The 22,014-nt window shown below is 40.2% G+C and carries 20 protein-coding genes; 15 read left to right on the top strand and 5 right to left on the bottom strand.

Going from position 1 to position 22,014, the window contains the following annotated elements:
* Window positions 1-79 precede the first annotated feature (79 nt).
* The 4 genes from LXL81_RS10950 (at window position 80) to LXL81_RS10935 (ending at window position 6,090) form a co-directional block, all read left to right on the top strand.
* On the top strand, window positions 80-1,330 hold the full coding sequence (locus tag LXL81_RS10950) for a BamA/TamA family outer membrane protein (protein WP_234646821.1): 1,251 nt from the start codon (window positions 80-82) through the stop codon (window positions 1,328-1,330).
* A gap of 31 nt (window positions 1,331-1,361) precedes the next feature.
* Window positions 1,362-2,171 carry an AraC family transcriptional regulator gene (locus tag LXL81_RS10945; RefSeq protein ID WP_234646820.1) on the top strand — a complete coding sequence of 270 codons (810 nt, stop codon included), beginning with the start codon at window positions 1,362-1,364 and terminating at the stop codon, window positions 2,169-2,171.
* Between the two features lie 356 nt (window positions 2,172-2,527).
* Entirely contained in the window at window positions 2,528-3,196 is a 669-nt protein-coding gene (locus tag LXL81_RS10940; protein WP_234646819.1) for a hypothetical protein, read from the top strand.
* Between the two features lie 62 nt (window positions 3,197-3,258).
* Entirely contained in the window at window positions 3,259-6,090 is a 2,832-nt protein-coding gene (locus tag LXL81_RS10935; RefSeq protein WP_234646818.1) for a T9SS type A sorting domain-containing protein, read from the top strand.
* A gap of 100 nt (window positions 6,091-6,190) precedes the next feature.
* On the opposite strand, the gene LXL81_RS10930 is transcribed toward LXL81_RS10935, so the two are convergent.
* Entirely contained in the window at window positions 6,191-6,775 is a 585-nt protein-coding gene (locus tag LXL81_RS10930; RefSeq protein ID WP_234646817.1) for a hypothetical protein, read from the bottom strand.
* Window positions 6,776-7,163: 388 nt separating this feature from the next.
* Here LXL81_RS10930 and LXL81_RS10925 point away from each other — a divergent pair, with 388 nt between their 5' ends.
* The 11 genes from LXL81_RS10925 (at window position 7,164) to LXL81_RS10875 (ending at window position 17,759) form a co-directional block, all read left to right on the top strand.
* Window positions 7,164-8,144 (top strand): hypothetical protein, encoded by a 981-nt coding sequence (locus LXL81_RS10925; RefSeq protein ID WP_234646816.1) that lies wholly within the window; start codon window positions 7,164-7,166, stop codon window positions 8,142-8,144.
* Window positions 8,145-8,189: 45 nt separating this feature from the next.
* Entirely contained in the window at window positions 8,190-8,774 is a 585-nt protein-coding gene (locus LXL81_RS10920; protein ID WP_234646815.1) for an RNA polymerase sigma factor, read from the top strand.
* Entirely contained in the window at window positions 8,761-10,089 is a 1,329-nt protein-coding gene (locus LXL81_RS10915; protein WP_234646814.1) for a hypothetical protein, read from the top strand. Before LXL81_RS10920 ends, LXL81_RS10915 begins: the two co-directional genes overlap by 14 nt.
* A 400-nt stretch (window positions 10,090-10,489) precedes the next feature.
* Window positions 10,490-11,971 (top strand): hypothetical protein, encoded by a 1,482-nt coding sequence (locus tag LXL81_RS10910; protein ID WP_234646813.1) that lies wholly within the window; start codon window positions 10,490-10,492, stop codon window positions 11,969-11,971.
* Between the two features lie 34 nt (window positions 11,972-12,005).
* The gene (locus LXL81_RS10905) at window positions 12,006-12,770 is read left to right on the top strand and encodes a serine aminopeptidase domain-containing protein (protein ID WP_234646812.1); all 765 of its coding nucleotides are present in this window, start codon (window positions 12,006-12,008) and stop codon (window positions 12,768-12,770) included.
* Between the two features lie 60 nt (window positions 12,771-12,830).
* Window positions 12,831-13,298 carry a GNAT family N-acetyltransferase gene (locus LXL81_RS10900; protein ID WP_234646811.1) on the top strand — a complete coding sequence of 156 codons (468 nt, stop codon included), beginning with the start codon at window positions 12,831-12,833 and terminating at the stop codon, window positions 13,296-13,298.
* Entirely contained in the window at window positions 13,282-13,767 is a 486-nt protein-coding gene (locus tag LXL81_RS10895) for a peptide deformylase (protein WP_234646810.1), read from the top strand. The genes LXL81_RS10900 and LXL81_RS10895 overlap by 17 nt, the downstream gene beginning before the upstream one ends.
* Before the next feature lie 68 nt (window positions 13,768-13,835).
* Window positions 13,836-14,048 (top strand): hypothetical protein, encoded by a 213-nt coding sequence (locus LXL81_RS10890; RefSeq protein WP_234646809.1) that lies wholly within the window; start codon window positions 13,836-13,838, stop codon window positions 14,046-14,048.
* Window positions 14,038-14,469 carry a putative toxin-antitoxin system toxin component, PIN family gene (locus tag LXL81_RS10885; RefSeq protein ID WP_234646808.1) on the top strand — a complete coding sequence of 144 codons (432 nt, stop codon included), beginning with the start codon at window positions 14,038-14,040 and terminating at the stop codon, window positions 14,467-14,469. Before LXL81_RS10890 ends, LXL81_RS10885 begins: the two co-directional genes overlap by 11 nt.
* 39 nt (window positions 14,470-14,508) lie before the next feature.
* On the top strand, window positions 14,509-15,366 hold the full coding sequence (locus LXL81_RS10880) for an alpha/beta hydrolase (protein ID WP_234646807.1): 858 nt from the start codon (window positions 14,509-14,511) through the stop codon (window positions 15,364-15,366).
* A 230-nt stretch (window positions 15,367-15,596) separates the two neighbouring features.
* Window positions 15,597-17,759, top strand: a complete 2,163-nt coding sequence (locus tag LXL81_RS10875; protein ID WP_234646806.1) for a S9 family peptidase — start codon at window positions 15,597-15,599, stop codon at window positions 17,757-17,759.
* Window positions 17,760-17,846: 87 nt separating this feature from the next.
* Here LXL81_RS10875 and LXL81_RS10870 read toward each other — a convergent pair whose 3' ends face one another.
* The 4 genes from LXL81_RS10870 to LXL81_RS10855 all read right to left on the bottom strand — a co-directional run bounded on the left by LXL81_RS10870 (window position 17,847) and on the right by LXL81_RS10855 (window position 21,869).
* Window positions 17,847-18,848 carry a bestrophin family protein gene (locus tag LXL81_RS10870; RefSeq protein ID WP_234646805.1) on the bottom strand — a complete coding sequence of 334 codons (1,002 nt, stop codon included), beginning with the start codon at window positions 18,846-18,848 and terminating at the stop codon, window positions 17,847-17,849.
* A gap of 108 nt (window positions 18,849-18,956) precedes the next feature.
* Window positions 18,957-20,153, bottom strand: a complete 1,197-nt coding sequence (locus LXL81_RS10865; RefSeq protein WP_234646804.1) for a winged helix-turn-helix domain-containing protein — start codon at window positions 20,151-20,153, stop codon at window positions 18,957-18,959.
* Window positions 20,154-20,360: 207 nt separating this feature from the next.
* Window positions 20,361-20,729 carry a hypothetical protein gene (locus LXL81_RS10860; RefSeq protein WP_234646803.1) on the bottom strand — a complete coding sequence of 123 codons (369 nt, stop codon included), beginning with the start codon at window positions 20,727-20,729 and terminating at the stop codon, window positions 20,361-20,363.
* Window positions 20,730-20,966: 237 nt separating this feature from the next.
* Window positions 20,967-21,869, bottom strand: a complete 903-nt coding sequence (locus LXL81_RS10855; RefSeq protein WP_234646802.1) for an oxidoreductase — start codon at window positions 21,867-21,869, stop codon at window positions 20,967-20,969.
* Window positions 21,870-22,014 lie beyond the last annotated feature (145 nt).

The following is a 22,014-nucleotide window of genomic DNA, read 5'->3' as shown; positions in this document are numbered from 1 at the left end:
TTTGTAATGATAAGGTATACTTTTAGTGTTGGTTACATTGTTTTAATTGGTTTTTATGAATGGCAGGTTTCCGGTAAATATGTTTTCACCCCGAAACGATAAATTATTTATATTTTTTTTGCTTTTGGTCATTTTGTGGCCGTGTTTTTTGCTTGCCCAAAGTCCTGGTAATGTGCTGGAAAGAGATTCTACGGTTAGAGGAGATACCAGTAAATTGTATGACCTGATCGATGTTGGTAAAAGACTGCTTCATATTAAACCGAAAAAAAAGGAATCTACCCCGGGAAGAACGATCTACTTTTCAGTGCTTCCTTTTTCTACACAGGTGCCCGGTGGCGGGACGGCTTTGGTAACTTCCACAACGGCCGGATTTTATCTGGGCGATAGAGAAGATACCTATATGTCGCGCGTGACTTTTACGCCTTACTGGAATTTTAAACAGCGTTTCGGGCTTCCGATCCGTTCTTATATATGGCTTGATAAAAACCGTTGGGTGATCAGCGGAGATACGCGAATGATGGTATATCCGCAATATACCTGGGGTTTGGGAAGGCAGTATAAGGAAGGGGATGAGTTGCTGGTAAATTATTCCTATCTCCGCTTGTATCAAACTTTACTTAAACGACTTTCACGCGGTTTTTTTGCCGGCATAGGTTATCATATAGATTATCGGGTGCATATTCATACGGATGAGGGATCACCACTTCTGGCAGATTATTCAGGATATGCTTACGGTACAGCGCAGTCTGCAAACAGTTTTTCTTCGGGATTAAGTTTGAATGCATTGTTTGATACTAGAAATAATTCTATCAATCCGTGGGACGGATATTACGCGAGTATTCAGTACCGTTTCAATCCGACCTACCTGGGTAATACGAATTCGTGGAAGTCTCTTTACCTTGATTTTCGAAGATATATCCGCTTTGACCAGAACCGTGAAAGACAGAATATGTTAGCGATCTGGACTTATTTGTGGAAGGTTTTTGATAAAAAAGTGCCTTATCTGGATCTGCCCAGTATAGGTTGGGAAGATTACAACCGCTCCGGTCGTGGGTTTGATCAGAACCGTTACCGTGGAAGAAATCTGCTTTATGTAGAAACGGAATATCGCCGGGATATTACAAACAATGGCTTCCTGGGTTTTGTCGTTTTTGCTAATGCCAATACGGTCAGCGGGCCTAAAAGCACATTTTTATGGAGTTGGAATCCAGGCGGTGGGTTTGGCCTCCGTATAAAAATGAACAAACGCTCCGGGACTAATATCGCGCTTAATTATGGATTTAGCCGTCATTATTCTGGTTTGAAACTTACCTTGGGCGAGGTTTTCTAAATCCAGTCCTTGTTCTTATTTTCAGCTTTTTATGGATAACTCACAAAACGACAGAAGGTTTCCTCACATTTTGTATTCCTGTTACTCACACAAGAGTAGTGAGGGTGAACAATTCATACCTGAACATATTTTTGGTTTTGTTATTTCAGGTGAATCAGAAATGTATCTCAATGGAAAAAATTACGTTTTCAAAGCAGGAGATTTCCGGTTTTTAAGAAGAAATCAATTGGCAAAATATGTCAAGCTTCCGCCAGCCGGGGGCGAATACAGATCCATTTCTATATCGATGGATCAAAACACACTTCGTAGTATCAGTGCGGAAAATAACCTGGTGATGGATAAACCTTATACCGGTGAAAATGCACTGTTCCTGAAACCAAACCGTTTGTTCAGTAATTATGTTGAATCACTAAGTCCTTATCTTGACGGGACCTCCGAAATCAGCAAAGGACTTACAGCAGTAAAGGTCAAGGAAGCGATCCTGATCTTACTGGAAACTAATCCGGAACTAAAAAATATTCTATTGGATTTTAGCGAGCCAGGCAAAATTGATCTGGAAGCTTACATGAACGAGCATTACAGATTCAACGTAGACCTCAATCGTTTTGCTTATCTGACAGGCAGAAGTCTGGCAAGTTTTAAACGCGATTTTGACAAAATATTTCACATATCTCCAAACCGCTGGTTGCAGCAAAAAAGACTTGATGACGCCTATTTTCTGATCAAAGAAAGAGGATTAAAATCATCGGATGTATATCTTGAAGTAGGCTTCAAAGACTTTTCTCATTTTTCATTTGCCTTCAAAAAAGCCTACGGAATTTCTCCTTCCAGAATAGCATAATTCCATTTTTAACTAGTATCAAAAGTTTGTTTAACATTGATCTGAGACAAAAAACCCCGGGAAATACCGGGGTTTTTCTTTTTTGGTATTTGGATTAAACAAAGATCTTACTACAAATTTTACAAAGAAATTACTACTTTATTCGTCGGATTTCTCTACAATATTTCAGCCAATATCAATCTACATTTGCGCTAAACTAATTGGATAAGGTTCTTAGAATTATTGCCAGGTAAGTAAATCAGTCTTATGCCGGCAATGCTGAATCTTACGACTATTGAACATTCAAATTTAGATATAAATCAAAAACGCTCCTCATTCAAAGGATTAATATAAATCAATTCAATTATTTTACTCAAATGAAAAGAAAACTACAATTCTCTAAGAAACATTTTACGGTTACTTTGGTTTCTGCATTTATCCTGACTTCAACAACGTTATTTGCTCAGGTGAAAATTGGAGCCAACTCTGCGACAATCGGAGCGAACGCAAATCTGGAAGTTGAAGCAACAAATGCTAACAAAACCGTAATTACAAAAGATGCGGGAAAATTGATTGTTGACGGTAATGCACAAATCAAAACATTGCCTGATGCTGCTTTGGCCGATAAAAGCGTGGCTGCCGATGCGAGTGGAAATCTAACTTTAAGAAGCAATTTGACCGTTGCACCTTTAGGATTATTGACCGGGCCAACCCGTTATACAAGCGATCAGGTTAACGTAGCAGTGAATGCCGTAAGAACCGGGAATGTGGTTTGTCTTGAAGGTTATATATCGGCAAAGGAAACATTAGCCCCTAATGAAAATGGGAATGAATTCAGAATTGCTTTAATTCCAGGTGGTTACACACCAAGAGTGGTACAGCAAGGACCAAGTGGGGGTAATTTCGGAGTTCAACACGCGGATGCATGGGAAATCTATACACCGATCATTTATACCAACGGTGCGGTTGGGTTCTATTTACCGGACGCGGAGTTTACAATTAACCACATTGTTTCTCTGAACGGGGTATGTTATATAGTTAATTAAGGTTGCCTGTTCTTTTCAAAACGAAAAGAGGAAAATCATTACGGACTTATAACTTACACTCAATGAAAATATATAAAAAATCGTCCAAAGCTACGCGCTGGCTAAGGACGTGTTCATTTATTCCCATGCTGGCACTACCGCTTTTTGCAAATGCCCAGCAAGCGAGCCAGGGAAATACAACCGTTTTCGGTGGAGCGGAAATTACTGTTTTCGGAGCTCATAACTTTGTCACAGGCGGTAGCGGCACACAACCCGGAATCGTTAAAACAATACGCACTTCCCCTTTTGGTGTACTGAAATTTGGACCGGCAGCTACACAATCAGCAGCAAATGATGCAAATCATGTGGATGGTTATGTTTCCAAAATTGGTAATACTGCATTTACATTTCCTACCGGAAACGGTACGGATCTCAGGACGCTAAGTATTTCGGCGCCTTCTACGACAACTTCACAGGTTACAGTGGCCTGGTTCAATGGAAATCCCGGAACAGTAAATGATCCTTCGGACGCTTCAACCCATAGTATTTCTTCTTTGGACGGTACGTTAATTTCTGTGAGCCAGGCTGGTTTCTGGGATTGGATTCCGGTAACAGGATCTTTCTCCGGATTGACTGTTACGGCCTCTATTCCTGATCTGACTGCATATTCGGCTGCGGCTGACTTGCGCCTTGCGGGTTGGAATGGTACGCAATGGGTAAGCCTGAGCGCAACGGGTAATGCAACCGGAAATACCGAGGGAAGCACCATATCAGGTACAATTCCGGCCACGGGCACCATTTCGGCGCTAGCCATTGGTAGTGTTACGCCATTGGCAACAGATCCTGTTCCTTTTGCTTGCAGCACAAGCTCTTATCAGGTTGTAGGAGAGGGTTCATTTTCAAGACTTTATGAATATGATATCGTTACCGGAGTGAGAAATAGTGTTGCCTTGCTGGATCATTACGTCAATGCAATCGGATTTAATAACGTCGACAATCTAATTTGGGGATATGCGCCGAACACGAATGAGTTAGTACGTATAGACGCCTCCGGAACGGTTACACCTTACGTTATCCCTAACCTTCCTCAGAGTGCTTACAACGTTGGAGATGTAATGAACGGAGGCTATTTATTTCTCTATGCTCAGGCTTCGGCCAGCTATTATGTTGTAGATATTAATCCGTCGCGCACGGCAACCTATCTTAAACTTGTAGATCCGACAGCGGCCTATGCATTGGAAACTGCTCCTTTCGGAACAAACATAACGCCGATCGGGATCACCGACTGGAGTTACAATCCGCAGACTGGCCTGTTCTACACTTTGCAAAATGGCACAGCGGCTATCACTACGCTAAATCCAACAACCGGCGAGCTGGTCATAGCTTCTACGCCTGTTTCTGGTGCAGGTATAACGAGTGATGCGGCGGCATTTGGGGCTACTTTTCTTGACAATGCAGGTAATCTGTATGCCTTTTCAAATGGTACCGGGAAATTTTACAAGATAAATCTGGCATCTAATACGGCAACATTTATGTCAACTTCTACACCATCAGGAGCCAACGATGGTGCAAGATGCAACCTGGCAGAAGTTACTCCGGCTGTTCCGTTTGCATGTACTACCAGTTCTTATCAGGTAGCATCTACGGGATCTTCGGTTCCGTCTACGCTATATCAGTATAATATCTCAACAGGTTTGCGTACATCCGTTGCCACCCTGGACCGCTACGTAAATGCGATAGGATATAACAATGTGGACAACCTGATGTGGGGATATGCGCCTAACACAAATGAAGTGGCGAGAATAGACGCATCCGGTGCGGTGGCTGGTTTTATAATTCCTAACCTGCCAAAAATATCTTTCAATGTCGGGGATGTGATGAACGGGGGATACCTGTTTTTATATTCACAAAACAATAGTAATTTTTACGTAGTTGATGTGAATCCGGCACGTCCGGCGACCTATCTCAAATTGGTAGATCCAACAGCCGGTTATGCCCTGGAAGCGGCACCTTATGGTACTGCAATGTCTGCACTTGCGATCAGTGACTGGAGTTATAATCCAAAAGACGGGTTGTTCTATGCCTTGCAAAGTTTCACCGCTGTACTTGCCACACTCAATCCTGCAACGGGCGCAGTTAGCGTGAAACCGGCATCAGTTGTGTCTACCGGAGCCAATATTGCAGGTGACGCACAGTCGGGGTTTGGTGCAACTTTTCTGGATAATGAAGGTAACCTCTATGTCTTTGCCAATGGTAGCGGTAATTTTTATCGGATTGATGCCGCTGCTAACACAGCGTTGCTGATGTCAACCTCTATTGCTTCCATTGCTAATGACGGTGCGCGTTGTAATTTGGCTGCTCCAATTCCGCTGCCGGTTACCCTGGTTAGTTTTACTGTGGAAAAAAATGGCTCGGAAAATCCTTCTGCAGTGCTGAGATGGAGCACTTCCTCGGAAACCAATTCAGACCATTTTGAAATTGAACGCAGCGAAACTGGTAAAAACTGGGCGAATATTGGAAATGTTCTTTCGAGTGGTGAAAGCACTGCGCTTCTTAGCTATTCATTTAAAGACAACGAGCCAAAATCCGGTGAAAATCTTTATCGCTTGCGGATGGTAGACAGAGACGGCACATTTGCTTACAGTCGTATTCAGAGTGTGACTTTTGACGGTAGAGACACAGATCTGTCTGTTTACCCTAATCCATCTGCTGATAAATTATTTATCCGGGATTATAGCACAGTTAAGTATGTTGCCGTGAGTAATCTTAGCGGAGTTGCCGTATACAAATCAACCTCCTTTGCATCAGGAAACGGTTTTATTGACCTTACAAACCTTTCACAGGGAATGTACATTGTAAGGATATCCCGCACTAACGGGACTATATCTACACATAAAGTAGTTGTAGGGCAGTAAAACTTGTTTATTGAAAATGTGTTAAAAGCCCTTCCGTATATTCTGGAAGGGCTTTTTCATTATAAAAATGTTATTAAACGATTATCAGAATTGGTGATCGTTACAGCGAATACAGACCATGATATACATTTAATTCAATAAAGCCTGGAACTCCGATACTTTTAACTTCCAGAAGATAATATTTCCTCTTAGCCGTTTTACAGGCCACAATGGTCCCAACCGGCAGATAGTTTGTCCAGGAATATGAGCCATTCGGAGCGGCGTTGATCTGATAAGCATTGAAAGTCAAATTATTCAGGTCTTCAATCGTGATATTTTTTATACTGACAATACCGAGACTCTTGAATGAAACCGTCGTAGGGAATAAAGCAGAATAACATCCGCCGTCACTCTGCCACCCAATATCGCCTGCCGGGTAAGCTGCTACCGTAAAAGGACTTGTCAGTTTCATGCTTTTATCAAATCCAAGCTTTGTCGTGTTAACAAGATCCCAGTTAAAAGCAGGAGGTACCCGGTTAGGCAAATGACCGGGATCAATCATCGCAGATGTTGTTTCTGTGAAACTTACATGAGCCATTTTCGCGGTTTGCGTCTGGGTTGACGGTTGCGGATCCGTGTTTTCGTTACAAGAGCAGATTGTAAATAATAGTGAAATAAAAAGGGCATTGATAATTAAATTTTTCATGGCAATAGACTTTAAATTTTTATAAATAAATGATAGAATTATTTCCCTTCACAGCGTGCAGATTATCTGTCTCAGGAAGGCAATGCAAACGTAGAAAGGAATAAATGCAGCAACTATTTTACTTGGTATACAAAAGGTTGATAGGAGTGAAAAACGGGGTGTACAAAAAGTAAACGGGCTTGTTTAACGGTAAGAATCTGACAGAAAACCTGGTAGGAAGAGGCAAAGGAAAGTTTAAGGGGAACTGGCGGAGGATATTTATTTTTGAACTTATTGCAACGTTATCCCGGATAAACGGTGTCTTACTTTTAACACCCAGAAAGCAGAATCCAGGAACGCTAAAATTATTTTTGATAGCAGAAATGTTCTATCATCCTGTTAACGACTTATGAAAACAAAACTACACCGCCACATATTCTATTTTTTCACTTTCCTGATATTGGTATCCTGCAATAACGTAAAGGATCTCCAACCTGCGGGTGGTGAAGATGTTCCGGATGGCGTTGCTCAGGTGCTAACAAATGCATATCCACGTGCAAAAGATATTACGTTGAAAACCGTATTAAAAGATAAACTTTGGGAGGCCCGGTTTTCCTCTGATAATGTTTTATTCTATGTTGCATTGAGCACGAACCGGGTTCTTAGGGCTTATAAGTTGCTTAGCCCTACCGTACCGGATTCATTGCAAAACACTTTTTCTACATTATCTATTAAAGGAGGTACTTTTTCTGATTTCAGGCAAGAGGATTTTGCGGTGGATACACGGTATTATACAGCAAAGTATGTTTTAAACGGAACTCCCTATGTAGTTAAATGGGAAACATATTCACAAGAAGGAACATATGCAGGGAAACACATCTACGTAGTAACTGTTAAGCCTTATTTTAAGTTTGAATATAGAATTGGTTATAATGAACCTGAATTACAAACCGTTGTTCCGGCAGCTATCAATAAATATGTGGCTACTTTAAACCGTACACTTACTGGGGCCACCGGATATGTTTCTGATGAAAATAAAGTGTCATATTTCATTTCTGCGACGGACTTTATGCCTAATATTCAAATCAACCTTTTTTACGATGAAAGTAATAATCTTGCAATTGAGTATCCGGGACCAGGCGACCAAGTATTTCTTGGTCTGCCTAGTTTTCCTGAACAGGTAATTAAATTTGTAGATAATTCTGTGTTTACTTCAAAAATGAGTTTTGGGCAGGGATACATTAAGAAAACGGAAGCAATTGCACAGTTCGGTTTGTTTTTTAACCGTGAAATATCACAGCAATTTAGTAATACCGAGGCATTTCAAGTATGGCTGGACAGGAATGGAAACCTAGTTGATTTTTTATACACAGCGAGCTTATTTGTTTAAGACTTAGTTTACTATCTCGAACCTCACCTCCCTAACAACCCCTTAATGAAGTTTTTTCGCAGTAAAAAATACAATAGTTTAACCGAACTGGTGCTGGCCTGCCAAAGGCTTGAACCCAGTGCGCAAACTATTTTTTACGAGCGATATAAAGCAAAACTCACAGGTATTTGTTTGCGTTATGCCAAAACGAAAATGGAGGCGGAGGATATTTTCCAGGAGGCTTTTATTAAAGTTTTTAAAAATTTGAATGAGGTAAAGGATATCGGTTCCACAGATAGCTGGGTAAAATCAGTGGTGATCCGGACTGCCATTAATTATTACAACCGGACAACAAAAGATCAACTTTTACATTCCTCTATCGAAGACTTTCCGAAGGAACTGGAATCGGCAGATTACGATACAATTATTGAACAATTGAATGTTGAAGTGCTCCTGGAAATAATAAATCAGCTGCCTGACAGCTACCGGATGGTGGTCAATTTACATTTAATAGACGGATATACACACGCTGAAATTGGACAGATAATGTCAATTCCAGATAGCACATCGCGATCCAATTTCATGAGAGCAAGACATTTATTAATGAAAAAATTACAGGAAAAAGGAATCACGCAATATGAAAACTCCTGATAACAACGAGGACGAAGCATTGCAGAAAGCTTTGAGACGCAAATTTGATGACTTTGCGCCCGAACCGGACCCTTCATGGAAAAAAGGCATTTTTGATACTTTACAAACATCAAACAGAACTGCCTATATCAGGCCGTTATTGATAGCTACTGCTTTGATTGCCATACTTTTTTTTACTGGCATAGAATATGATTTTATTTCAATTAAGATGATTACGAAATCTGACATTTCGAATAAAGAAACTAATGTGAGACGTGATTCTGACAGAGAAATAAAAAGTAAGAATGAAATAACTGCTGAAAAATCAGAAACCATAAGTGACCTAACCAGTTCTTTGCCGGAGCCCGGCAAACTTTTGTTATCAAACAACGGCAATATGTCTGTCAAAAAAGTGAAAGAGGAAAAAACACATGTTGTCAGTAAAGTTGAAATCGTGCAGGACCACTTGGAAAGCAAGCGTAATGAGGTGAAAACTTTGACAGAAGCAGCAACTGAAAGGATAATCAATCAATTATACATAGAGAAAGATTCATTACCCGATATGCAATTGACCAAGATATCCCCAGACAAGGAATTGTTAAAATTCGATATTCCTAAAATCAAACCATTAGAAATCCGGGCTTTTATTGCATCAAATTTTAAACCTGCTCTGAAAATAAACAAGAAGGAATTAGCAAGAAATGAACAGGAAAAGCCAGGAATGGTAAAGACTAAGAAAGAGTTAAAATTTCTTTTTAATGTCACCAGCATGAATACTTTTCAGGAACTAACGGTACGTGCTACTCCCGGTATTGTTTACCAGAACATTGGTTTTCCAACAAAATTTTCAGCAAAAAGACTTGGAACGAAACTGAGCGGTGGAGTAGAAAAAAACGGATTCCAGCTGCTTTTAACTTATGGTCAGTTTGACCAGTCCTTTCAATATGAAATTGCAACTGACGAATTCCTGGTTAACGACAAAAACCAGATGGGTGACAAAATTATCAGAAAGGGAATCAAACATGATGAAAAAAGCACAATGAAATTAATTGGGATCGGACTCAAAAAGCATTCACTAATTACGAAAAACCATGTTTTCCGGAATTACTATGGCGATGTTGGAATGGAGTATTCCAGAGAATTAACAACCCGTAGTAATGTGTTATGGGGTAATGCGGGTATCGGGAAAGAAATAAGAATCAGTAAAAACACAAGTTTAACGATAGGGCCATATCTTGAATACAGTTTTATTAAATTGATAAATCCCGATAGTAAATTTCAGGTCAGGCCTTACCAAATCGGTATAGCAGCCGGTTTGCGATTTGGTAACCGATAATTCTTATGACCATTGTCGATTTTTGTTACAATTTATTGTAAACTTTTATCATCTGGTGGTTACAAATTCTACACTAATGGTTACATTTGTTTTAAGAAGAGAATGTAACCCTACGAATAAAACTATGACTATTCATCCCTCTAATCATTCGTCTATGCATGCGCGTTCCAAGTATCAAGAATTACCATATCATCTATGATGGGTTTATCCAGTAGATTTTAAGTTCAGAATTACTCAAAATCAAATAAATAATCGATCCGGGAGAACTGGTGTTAAAGCTAATTTATGACCAATTTTTGTTGGGGTCATTAAATAAATTCTAGTCCTGGCAGACTATTTGTTCCAAAACCTCTTTCAAAAATCTAATCCAAACGAAATGCTACTATATAATTGGATGAGAATGAATTTATTCAAAATTGCGGCCGGGATCAGCCTGTTATCCTGCGTGGTTTTAGTTATCGTCAAAGTTTATTTTTCAATGACTTTTCTTCCGGATATGTCAGGTAGTGAAGCAAGTACTATTTTTCCAATCCAGTTTCTGACAGATAACCGTCCAATATATACTGATCCTGAAAATGCACCGTTCCGTTTTACTCAATACACGCCAATATATTTCTTCATCACCAGTTTTTGCTTAAAATTGAATGGATGGCTTCCCGAAGACGTGCATAAGGTTTTCGTCAGCAATCGATTTATTTCTATTACACTTACAGTCCTAACCTCTCTGGTTGTTGCTTATATTTTAACCAAACTGACCAAAAGAAAAAAAATGGTCGGAATCCTGATCGCATGTTTCGTTTTTCAGGTTTTGGGCCTTTGGATATTAACCAGCTCCCGGCCTGATAGTCTGATCGTATTATTGACTGCCTTGTATGTTTGTGCAATCTTTAAAGGAATAACCTCTGCTTCACAAAGTGATCTTTGGTATATTCTGGCCATTTTCATATCTGTCAGCGCATTTTTTGTAAAACAGAGCGGAACCATTCATGCCATTGCGTTGGGCATTTTCTGTATCTATCAGTATCAGTGGAAATTGCTGGCAAAACTTATCCTGTCAGGTCTCGTATTTTTTGGGCTCTACTTGCTTGTATTACCCATCAATACCATACCTGTTTTCTTCTCCAATATTGTCGGCGGAGTAGAGAATTCAGTAAGCTGGAACTGGTTTTATGACTGGACACTGAAAAGATTTCTTCTTCAGTTTGCGCCGCTTATTATTTGTAATTTTATTGTTACATTTCATACGCTGACCCATAAGGAATCGGTTTTTTACCGTTTTTTGGCAATCGCCAGTTCCATGTTTTTCTTATTTGCAACGGCAACAGCCTTTAAGGTTGGAGCGGGGGTTGGATACTATCAGGATTATCTGATCCTGGCTGTAATCCAAATTACCTTGTTTTTTACTGAACCAGAAAGAAAGAATTTGTTTCAGCCCAAAATTTTAAGGGCAATGCTCGCTTCCTATCTCATCATTGTGGCCATTCATTGCACACTTTTTGTTTACATGACCTATCAGATTCAGCCACATAGTTTGTACACACATCAATACTTTACGGAACGGGAGGTTGCAAATTTTCTTGTGAATGAAAAGAATCTGATTGATAAGGAATGGGTTTATGTTTGTGATGCTGATAATTATCAGGGCGTGTATCTCAAACATTTCTTATTCAAAAATATTTTATTGCCTTTCACGGACGTGGTATATCTCGCAGACAAGAATAAAACCTTTGATTTCCGGAACTTTGAAAACATGGTCAGTGAAAACAAGATCAGGTTTGTCGTGGCAAAAAGAGGAGAAACTCCTAAAAATGTGCTGGGCTACGAATTTCCTGATTTGAAAAAGATCAAAACGATTGATAAATACGATATTTACGAGCAGTAGTTGTATTTTTGATTAGATCTTTAAAACGCTAAGAATGACCCGAATTGTTTTTTACCAATTACTGATCCTAATAATTTTCGCCTGTAATCTGTCGGCACAGTCGCCCCAACCCACATATCAATTTAAAACTGACAGTATAAATTTGTTTGATAAGGCGAGAAACCGGCTGGTTCCGGTGATGTTGTATTCACCAAAAACTGATAAGAAGTTTAGGAATCAGAAGCTGGTGATTTTTAGTCATGGGTATGGTGAAAATAAAGGAGGTGATTATCAGATTTATTCTTATCTGACCGAGAATCTTGCTTCACTAGGTTATTTTGTAGCGAGTATCCAACATGAATTGTCAACTGATAGTCTTCTGGCAATGAAAGAGCCTTTTAAGGTCACAAGAAAATCTAATTGGGAACGTGGAGTAGAAAATATTCATTTTGTTTTGAATGAACTAAAAATAAGATTTCCATATGTTGATAATAGAAATCTTATTTTAATCGGCCACTCGAATGGCGGCGATATGACCGCTTTATTTGCCACAAAATATCCAGAACTTGTTGATAAAATAATAACTCTGGATAACCGGCGGATGCCTCTTCCCAAAACAAGGCAGCCAAAAGTGTATTCCATACGTTCATGCGACTTACCGGCTGACGACGGGGTGTTGCCAACAGCAATCGATGCAAAGAAATATAGAATACAAATCGTCGCATTAGCCGACACAAAACATTCTGACATGGACAATGACGCAAACACCTTACAGCGTAGGGAAATCAATAGCTATCTGGAAAACTTTGTAAGAGAATAAATATTTTAGGGAAATTATATTTGTTTTCTTGCCCAAATGAAAATATCACCGCATATATATATGATCAACCTAATTCGTACCAACTCCGATGATCCGGATTTCATTCAGCTTGTAAAAAAACTTGACGCAGATCTTGCTATACGGGATGGTGCAGATCATACATTTTATTCCCAATTCAACAAAATCGACAAAATAAAACATACCGTTGTTGCTTATGAAAATAATCGACCCGTCGGTTATGGGGCGATGAAGGAATTCATGCCCGACAGTATGGAAATGAAACGCATGTACACGGCACCCGAAGGCCGGGGTAAGGGGATCGCAACAGCTATATTGACAGAATTGGAAAAATGGGCATCGGAGTTATCTTATAAAAGTTGTGTCCTTGAAACCGGGAAAAGGCAGCCGGAAGCTATTAATCTTTATAAGAAAAACGGCTACTTAAATATTCCTAATTATGGTCAGTACATTGGCGTTGAAAATAGTGTTTGTTTTAAAAAGGATCTGATAAATGAAAGGTTTGCATGATATGCTTCAACTGGGTAATCCGCTTCTCTATGAAGTGTGCGACCCCGTTTTGCAAACAGAATTACCGCTGGTTAAGGGATGGGTTGCGGATATGGATAATGTGATGAAGGAAATCAGGATAAAATACAGTTTCGGACGGGCTATTGCCGCGCCGCAGCTTGGCATTATGAAGAGGCTGATCTATATGAACATTGATAAACCTGTTGTTTTTATCAACCCTGAAATTACAGGATTAAGCAAGGAAATGTTCGAGCTTTGGGATGATTGTATGAGTTTTCCTAATCTTTTAGTCCGGGTAAAACGTCATAAAAGTTTAACAATAAGGTATCTTGATGAAAACTGGCATCAGCAGGAATGGGAAGTGTCGGATGATTTATCCGAATTGCTGCAACATGAATATGATCATTTGAATGGTATTTTGTGTACCATGCGAGCAATTGATAACAAATCGTTTAAGTGGCGGACGTAGCAGTAATTGGCAGGAATAAATATCTGTCAGAATTTTTGTATATTAGGTCTCATTTATTAAAGAAAAGTATGAATACTCTAAAGGTAGAAATATTGAATCCGAAGGCAGAGAAATTATTGGAGGATCTTGCTGACATGAATTTAATCTCAATTCTGGATTCATCGACAAATGGCTTTACATCTGTTTTAGAAAAACTTAGAACAAATGCAAAAATGGTCCCCTCAATTGATGAAATAACAGCGGAGGTAGAATTAGTGAGAAGCGGGCGTTATGCAAAATAATTATATGAGAATAATCCTTGACACAAATCTTTGGATCAGCTTTCTCATAACAAAAGACCTTTCTAAGCTCGATGAGATAATCTTTTCGAAGCAGGGTACCCTAATTTTCAGTGCTGAATTACTTGAAGAATTCCTGGAAGTCGCGCAAAGACCGAAATTTAAAAAATTTTTTCCTCAGGAAGATGTTGAGCAAATTTTGAAAACTATTGAAGAATATGCAGAATTTGTAACTGTTATTACAAAAACCGATGTTTGCAGAGACCCTAAGGATAATTTTTTACTATCATTATCAATAGATGGTAACGCAGATTTTTTAATAACCGGAGATAAAGATTTATTAGCGTTACATCCTTTTGAAAAAACTTCAATCATTACAATTTCAGATTTCCTTCAATTCCATCCATATCCGAAAAATACCTAAATACCCTAAATGAAATCTTCCTTAACCCCAGTCACTAAAATGAGAATCATGTTCTTGCTGGTTCTTTCATTAACCACATACATAGCCAGCGCACAACAAGCACAGACAATTATCCCGTTATGGAAAAACGGGCCTCCGGGTTTCGAAGCAAAATCGAAGGAGGCTGAATCCGCTAAGGATTATTGGGTGAAAAATATTCATAATCCTTCTCTTCAGGTGTTTCTTCCACCCACGGAAAAAGCAAACGGAACGGCGGTTGTGGTTTGTCCGGGCGGTGGATTCAGATTGCTTGTCTACAATGCAGAGGGAACAGAACCGGCAGAGTATCTGGCGAAACTCGGCATTACCGTTTTCGTTTTAAAATATCGTCTTCCAAGAGAAGAGGGCTCTCCCTATTCACTGGAAAAACAGCCACGTGAAGACGGGTTGCGTGCCATACGGCAAGTGAGAAGTTTGGCAAAGGAATACGGAATCGATAACGGCCGCATTGGTATGTTGGGTTTTTCTGCCGGTGGTGAAGTGGTTGCGGCTGTTGCGTATGAATCTGGAAAAGGAGATCCGGCGGCAAAGGATCCTGTTGACAGATTAGATGGTAAACCGGACTTTCAGATGCTCATATATCCCGGTCCGTTGGGCATTCCAGATGTAATTGCTCAGGATGCGCCGCCTGCTTTTTTGCTGGCAGCCAATGATGATCCCTGCTGCGCGGTTACGACCACGAGTTTATTAGTGAAATATCGGGAAGCAAAACGGCCTGTGGAAGCTCATTTGTATACAAAAGGAGATCACGGGTTTAACATGGGAAACCGCTCTCCGTGGCAAAGTATCAAGTCGTGGCCACAACGCATGGCTGACTGGCTTGGCGATAACGGCTATCTGGAAAAAGCGAAACCATAACAAATCAGGTTTGTTCAATTGAAATGAAGATTTCTGCTGTGGTTGGTGTTTGCACTAACCACAATTTATTTCGTCTTATGGTTGGTGCTTTCATCAACCATTCCTTATTCTATGCAAAACAATAATTCTTCTTCCATATACCGGAATTTTCATCATCGATTTTCTACAATTTATATTAAATTGTTGCAGCAACTCCCAATTACTATAACCCGTTATACAATTTCAACCTTATGAAGAAATTATATGTTTTATTCCTGATCTGGTCAGTTTCAGCGCAGGCACAGCAAAAGGAAAAAATTAAAGTAAGTGATTTGACAAAAGTCAGGCAGGTGGGAAATATCGCCATTTCTCCTTCTGAGAAACAGGCCATTTACACACTTTTAACTGTTGAACCTTTACCTGATTCTCCGTTTGAATATGATTACAGGACACACCTTTATCTCGTAGATCTTACCAACAAAAATGAGCCGGTTGCCTTAACCCACGGAACCGAAAGCGCAACCGCCCCCGAGTGGTCTCCGGACGGTACTAAAATTGTTTTTTCCAGAAAAGTTAAAGAAAAGACCCAGCTTTTTATTCTTCCTGTTCAAGGTGGTGAAGCCTGGCAGCTGACTGATTTAAGTTATGGAGCATCCAATCCGAAGTGGTCGCCGGATGGCAGCAAGATCATGTTCTCTGCATCACTTTCTATGAGTGAAATGTTGAAGGACTCAATCTTAAATCCGGGAAAAGCTGTTCCGGTGTGGTCTATGGAAAAGCCGGGATTCCAGAACAATAACTTTGTGAAAAAAGATAAATCCATCAAGGCAAATCCGGATGGGTCTCTTGCCGAAATTCGTGCATATCTGGACAAAGATGTGGAGGATAAAAAAGCGAAAGTGATCAATCGCCTAACTTTTCAGGGGGAATCTACCACGCAGCCAGAACTTACTTTCGCTCATTTATACACGATTGAGCCAAAGGAAGGTGCCAAAGCAAAACCTGTAACAAAAGGATTTTACAGCTACGGGCAAGCGATCTGGACACCTGATAATAAAATTATTTTCGTTACTCAGGGTGATAGTCTGCAACATCCCGACCGCAGCAAAACCAGCAGGATAGTAATTATGAATGCCGATGGCAGTATAGGTGCTACACTTTTGAGCGATCCTGCATATAGTTTCACTAAGCCAACGATTTCAAAAGATAACAAATCACTGGCCTACATTTCATCACAGGCTGCTATTAAACCTTCCACGCTGGATCAGGGGCATATTGGAATATTGACATTGGGTTCAGGTTCAAAACCTTATATTTCCAACTTCGACCGGATTGCTTCAAACCTTACCTGGACGGCTGATAGCAAATCACTTTATTTCGCAGCAGCTTCTAATGGCGGTTTCCCGGTTTATAAATTAACCTTATCAAACAAAAAAGTAGATCAGCTTACAGGATATGATACAGGAATCAACAGCTTTGATATTTCAACAACAGCCATTGTTTATTCCAAAACAGAAGTAGCCGACCCTTCGGAACTTTATACGGCTGATCTGGCAATGAAAGCAGAAGTGAAACGGAGCAATCATAACACAGAATGGCTGAAAGATAAGCTACTAAGCTACCCGGAAAAAAATACTTTGAAAAACTCCAAAGGGCAAACTGTTGAGTACTGGATTATGAAACCTGCAAAAGTGGAAGCGGGCAAAAAATATCCGTTGGTGTTACAAATGCATGGCGGCCCGACAGCCATGTGGGGGCCGGGAGAAATATCAATGTGGCATGAACTGCAATTCTTTTGCGCCCAGGGTTATGGAGTTGTTTATGCGAATCCACGCGGTTCAGGTGGTTATGGCCTTGATTTTATGAAGGCTAATTTTCAGGATTGGGGTACAGGTCCGGCGGAAGATGTTTTGGCAGCGGCAAGTTTGGCTTCAAAAGAATCCTGGGCAGATACGTCGCGTCAGGTTATAACGGGTGGTTCCTATGCAGGATATCTGACTGCCTGGATCGTTGGGCATGACAATCGCTTTAAAGCCGCGCATGCACAGCGTGGCGTGTACGAACTGACAACGTTTATGGGTGAGGGTAATGCGTGGAGCCTGGTTCCAAATTATTTCGGCGGTTATCCCTGGCAGACAGAAATCAAAAAAGTTCTGGATGCAAATTCCCCCCAGACTTTCGTAGAAAATATTCATACGCCTCTCTTGATCAAACATGGTGAAAATGATTTAAGAACCGGTATCATTCAAAGCGAATTATTATACAAAAGTCTTAAAATACTTGGTCGCGACGTGGAATATGTACGGATGCCGGGAGGAACACATGAGCTTAGCAGAAGTGGAAATCCTCGCCAGCGGATAGACAGAATTCTAAGAATCTACGAATTCTTTGAAAGGTATGTAGGAGAAAAATAGCGAAAACTGAACATTTAGTTTGATCTGAAAAAACGAAAAGCTGTCTCATCTCGTGTGGCAGCTTTTCGTCTTTCAGGCATAATAAAATTACATCAAAATTTCATTAGTGGCAGTAATCGGCGGAGGTAAATGTTTCTGACCCAGCATTTCACGTAAGTCAATTTCAATCGTTCGGCACATGGATGTGATCGGGACGTCGTTTGGTCCGCCTTCAAATGGATTTTCAGTACTTTCTCCAACTTGTTCAAGAGAAGTGAAAACCCAGGAAACAATCATGCTAAACGGAATATTTAGCCAGATTCCATATTCTCCGAGTTTGGCAAATTCATTTAACAAACCAAAAGGAAGAAGTATCACAAGCAACCGTATAAAAAAGAGATTGATACTTGCAAACTGCCTCGGATATGGAAAGTTTTTGATACGCTCACTCTTTCCCTGATGATCATACAGATCTTTCAAAATATTTTCAAGTTCTACATAACATAAGGTATCCAATATCCCATCTTCATTTAATTTTTTTAAATGTTCGGACTGCAATGCAATTATCTGTGTTGCCCTGTTTTTTGTTCCAAGAATATAGCCGGCTTCCTGCTCCGACAAAAAAGGTTTTAATTCATCCGCCAGATTTTTCTCCCATTCTTCAACCGTGTAATTGGTCAGAAATTCTATGTTGTATTTTTTGGTTTTAATATTTTCCCAGGATTTCGATTCTCTGAGTTGAAAGCGTAAAGCTGTTAACCAGGCCATATGACGATAGATTATCTGTTGGTGAATTCCCTTTTGGGCATCGTCTCCGGTTCTGATATAACCCTGGGTCATGATTCCCAAAGTCCGGCTGCTGTTAACAATTCCGCCCCAAATCTGACGCGCTTCCCAAAGCCGATTGTAGGTTTGTGTATTCTTAAAACCGGCAATAAATGAAGTTGCAGTTCCAATGAGCGCAATAGGAACCCATGGAATTGTGAGCCAGGTAAAACCCGCGAATTTGAAAAGAACGGTTGGGATAATTGCCCAAATTAAAAGCCAGTAAATAGTTCTGCGCGTCCAGAGTACAAATGTTTTTAAACGATAGTGACTTCCAATATTCATGTGAGTAGTTTTTCGTCCGGCGGGTCAGACAATTAATTAAAATGCACACTAAGCTAGTGAATAAAAATGTCCGGCAATTTTATCAAATGTATTATTGTTATGAGAAGCCTAATCCAAAAAACTTTGGCTGATCGCTTCCAGATAAATTTCGTTATTACATTTTTTAAAGATAATACCCCTGCATTGATTGAATTTAACGAATGCTTTCAGGGCCTGGATAAATTTTTCGATAATATTCTGGTCAAGATCAATCGTTTCAAAATGGATGTTTTGGACCACCAGTATTTTCTGTTTACGATCGGCTTTGGCATCCATTCTGGCGATAAATGTTTCTCCTGCAAGTACCGGTAGTGAAAAATAACCATACTTGCGTTTGGCTGCCGGAACGAAACATTCAATCTGGTAATCAAAATTAAAGAAGTCTTTTAAACGATGGCGGAAGACGTTGAGAATATCGAAAGGTGAAAGAATGAAGACATCATTTGATAAACTGATATTTATTTCCTGATCGGGTAGCATGTAAAAAGGACCTTTCAGTTCCTCGATAACGACTTTTTCTAATTCTCCGGTCTGAGCCATTTTCTTAATTTCTTTTTTCACCAGGTTACCTCTGACGTAACGGGCACGCCAGGCCATTTCTTTCTCGCTGGCAATTCCCAGAGCTCCAAGTGTACGGCGAATGACAAAACGGGCGTATTCTTCATCAGAAGGCATGGTTATGTCTGTATCTCGCGGCACCAGGTCGAGTGGCAGGCTATATACTTTTTGGAAAGTTTTGGTTCTGGTGATCATCAGGCTCCCATCGAGGTAAAGTCTTTCGAGCGCAACTTTGGCGGGCCGCCAATCCCACCAGCCCGAACTTGCTTCCAGACGATCATTTTCAAAATCGCCCACCATAAGCGACTCTTCTCTTTCCACCCTGTCGAGGATCTCCTTCATTAACTTGATCTCCTGTTCCGTGAGGGGTTTTCTTTGTGTTTTAAAAGCTTTTTTAACAGGCAGCGTATAGGAGAAGTCGTGCATGGGAATAAACCCGGCATCTGAGGTGAAGTATTCAAAAATGCTGCCATCCTTACAAAGTTCGGCCAGCCATTCATTTTGATAGTCCGGTATGCGCGCCGCCATAACATGGTGATGGGCACGCTCAACAACGTAATTCGTGTCCAACTGTACGAAACCCAAATGATCAATGACACGGTAAACAGCCTCAATCCCGGTCCCGAACTGTGCTTTTTGTGATAGTCCGGCGGCATTAAGGATAATTTTCCGTGCCTGCGATTTGGTTAGGGCAATAGCTGATTCCATAAGTCCAAGATAAATAATATCTGTGTCAATGCACAGTCTGCGATTTGACCGGACTTAAATTAACTTGTCTATCAGGAAATTTTGAATCTTTGAAGATTTGTATTTTACTACAAAATAGCCCGATATCAGGAGCAGCTTATAGCGTAAAGCTTATCCTGGTACCGGGCTAAATTTATTAAACTTAAACAAATATTAGAATCAGACCATTCATTTACAGGGAACATGCTTCAATACCAGTCCGTCAAAATGTAACTTTTCTGGTTGCGCAAAAACAATTTTACCATCTTGATTTTTGCGGGTACTGATCCCTTCGATAAACAAAGAATCTTTTCTTAGAAATATCACTTCCTGAATTGACTCTGAACCGTTGACCATAAATGTGCAGGTCGCTTTTAAAGTATCACCATACATTTTACCAAGCAATGAGCCGTTGCTGTGATCCTTTTCATAAAGTTTATACCCCAGACTTCCCCTGACACTATCGCCCGACATCAGAGCATTCAGCAGCACAGTATCTTTTTTAACAACAGAAGAATAACAAATGTTGAAAGTACTGTCCTTGTCAGAAGTCTTCATATTTACTGCCGAGTTTTGTGTAGGACCAGAATTGCAGGCAAACAGCAGCAAGAGCGCACAGGAGAAGAACAAAATATAGAAATAAGTTTTCACTGGTTTGTAGGTTAGTTGATAATGTATCAGTTTGTTATAATCTGATACAAAAATCTTCAAACCCCGGTGCCTGAAACCTGATATTGGCCTGAACGAAAAATGATCCTTATCATAGAATTAATTTTGACGTCACGGAAACTTTTTCTATTCTGTCATTTGCTTCCCCAACGCAGTATCCAGAAAATTAACCGCTTCATGATGGTCGGTGGAAATACTTACGGGCATCCATTTTTCCATTTCTGCTGTTCTGGCTGCGTCCGCTAGTTTTAAAATACCAATGGCCTCGCTTCCTAACACCAAATGCACAGGAGGTTCGGGGTTTTCAACCAAGTCAAGCATTACTTTTGCAGCCTTGTCGGGGTCACCCATTGGGACAAAATCCCCGCTTGCAAAATAGTAAGCTCGTTGATCTACGGTTGTTTCGTACCCCTCAACTTTTGGTGCGAAACTCATTGACGCGCCTGCCCAATCAGTACGAAATCCACCTGGCTCTACGCTGGTAACGAAAATTCCAAGCGGTAAAACTTCCTTCGCCAGGGCCTCGGTAAATCCGCCCAGACCAAATTTTGCAGCCTGATACATCGTTAATCCAGGATTTCCTACACGCCCGCCCACAGAACTTATCTGCAATATGCGTCCTGAACGCTGTTTGCGCATATGAGGTAAAATGGCACGGGTAATTTCAATAGGCGCATATAAATTTGTATCAAGCTGGCTCCGGAATTGTTCATCCGTAAAGGCCTCAGCAGCACCGATTATGCCAAATCCTGCATTATTGACAAGGATATCAATTCTTCCAAAATGCGCTATTGCATCCGACACAGACTGATAAATTTCTTCGCGAATGGTAACGTCAAGTTTTACAGGGAAAATCTGATCAGGATACTTTTCAACAAGATCGTCCAGTTGTGCTGTATTTCTTGCAGTGGCTACAACTTTATCACCTTTTTCAAGAACTGCTTCTGTCAGGTTACGTCCCAATCCGCGGGAGCTTCCTGTTATAAACCATACTTTTGTCATCGTTTTTGTTTTAAATTGATATGACAAAGGTAATGTGGTTTACCAACGATAGTTTTGTTGAAAAGCTCAGATTATTTTGTTGAAAAGCTCACGTATCTGATATTCGAAATCAAATAAATAAACAAATAACCATTGACATCTAAACGATTATAAAGTATTACGCACATTTATA

The organism is Dyadobacter sp. CY356 (assembly GCF_021440195.1).
In the GTDB taxonomy this organism is placed as follows: Bacteria; Bacteroidota; Bacteroidia; order Cytophagales; family Spirosomataceae; genus Dyadobacter.
This window is presented reverse-complemented; position numbering and strand designations above follow the sequence as displayed.

Excerpts from the sequence above, each read along its gene's own strand:
- LXL81_RS10950 (WP_234646821.1), top strand. The coding sequence starts at position 80 with ATGTTTTCACCCCGAAACGATAAATTATTTATATTTTTTTTGCTTTTG.
- LXL81_RS10945 (WP_234646820.1), top strand. The coding sequence starts at position 1,362 with ATGGATAACTCACAAAACGACAGAAGGTTTCCTCACATTTTGTATTCC.
- LXL81_RS10940 (WP_234646819.1), top strand. The coding sequence starts at position 2,528 with ATGAAAAGAAAACTACAATTCTCTAAGAAACATTTTACGGTTACTTTG.
- LXL81_RS10935 (WP_234646818.1), top strand. The coding sequence starts at position 3,259 with ATGAAAATATATAAAAAATCGTCCAAAGCTACGCGCTGGCTAAGGACG.
- LXL81_RS10930 (WP_234646817.1), bottom strand. The coding sequence starts at position 6,775 with ATGAAAAATTTAATTATCAATGCCCTTTTTATTTCACTATTATTTACA.
- LXL81_RS10925 (WP_234646816.1), top strand. The coding sequence starts at position 7,164 with ATGAAAACAAAACTACACCGCCACATATTCTATTTTTTCACTTTCCTG.
- LXL81_RS10920 (WP_234646815.1), top strand. The coding sequence starts at position 8,190 with ATGAAGTTTTTTCGCAGTAAAAAATACAATAGTTTAACCGAACTGGTG.
- LXL81_RS10915 (WP_234646814.1), top strand. The coding sequence starts at position 8,761 with ATGAAAACTCCTGATAACAACGAGGACGAAGCATTGCAGAAAGCTTTG.
- LXL81_RS10910 (WP_234646813.1), top strand. The coding sequence starts at position 10,490 with ATGAATTTATTCAAAATTGCGGCCGGGATCAGCCTGTTATCCTGCGTG.
- LXL81_RS10905 (WP_234646812.1), top strand. The coding sequence starts at position 12,006 with ATGACCCGAATTGTTTTTTACCAATTACTGATCCTAATAATTTTCGCC.
- LXL81_RS10900 (WP_234646811.1), top strand. The coding sequence starts at position 12,831 with ATGATCAACCTAATTCGTACCAACTCCGATGATCCGGATTTCATTCAG.
- LXL81_RS10895 (WP_234646810.1), top strand. The coding sequence starts at position 13,282 with ATGAAAGGTTTGCATGATATGCTTCAACTGGGTAATCCGCTTCTCTAT.
- LXL81_RS10890 (WP_234646809.1), top strand. The coding sequence starts at position 13,836 with ATGAATACTCTAAAGGTAGAAATATTGAATCCGAAGGCAGAGAAATTA.
- LXL81_RS10885 (WP_234646808.1), top strand. The coding sequence starts at position 14,038 with ATGCAAAATAATTATATGAGAATAATCCTTGACACAAATCTTTGGATC.
- LXL81_RS10880 (WP_234646807.1), top strand. The coding sequence starts at position 14,509 with ATGAGAATCATGTTCTTGCTGGTTCTTTCATTAACCACATACATAGCC.
- LXL81_RS10875 (WP_234646806.1), top strand. The coding sequence starts at position 15,597 with ATGAAGAAATTATATGTTTTATTCCTGATCTGGTCAGTTTCAGCGCAG.
- LXL81_RS10870 (WP_234646805.1), bottom strand. The coding sequence starts at position 18,848 with ATGAATATTGGAAGTCACTATCGTTTAAAAACATTTGTACTCTGGACG.
- LXL81_RS10865 (WP_234646804.1), bottom strand. The coding sequence starts at position 20,153 with ATGGAATCAGCTATTGCCCTAACCAAATCGCAGGCACGGAAAATTATC.
- LXL81_RS10860 (WP_234646803.1), bottom strand. The coding sequence starts at position 20,729 with ATGAAGACTTCTGACAAGGACAGTACTTTCAACATTTGTTATTCTTCT.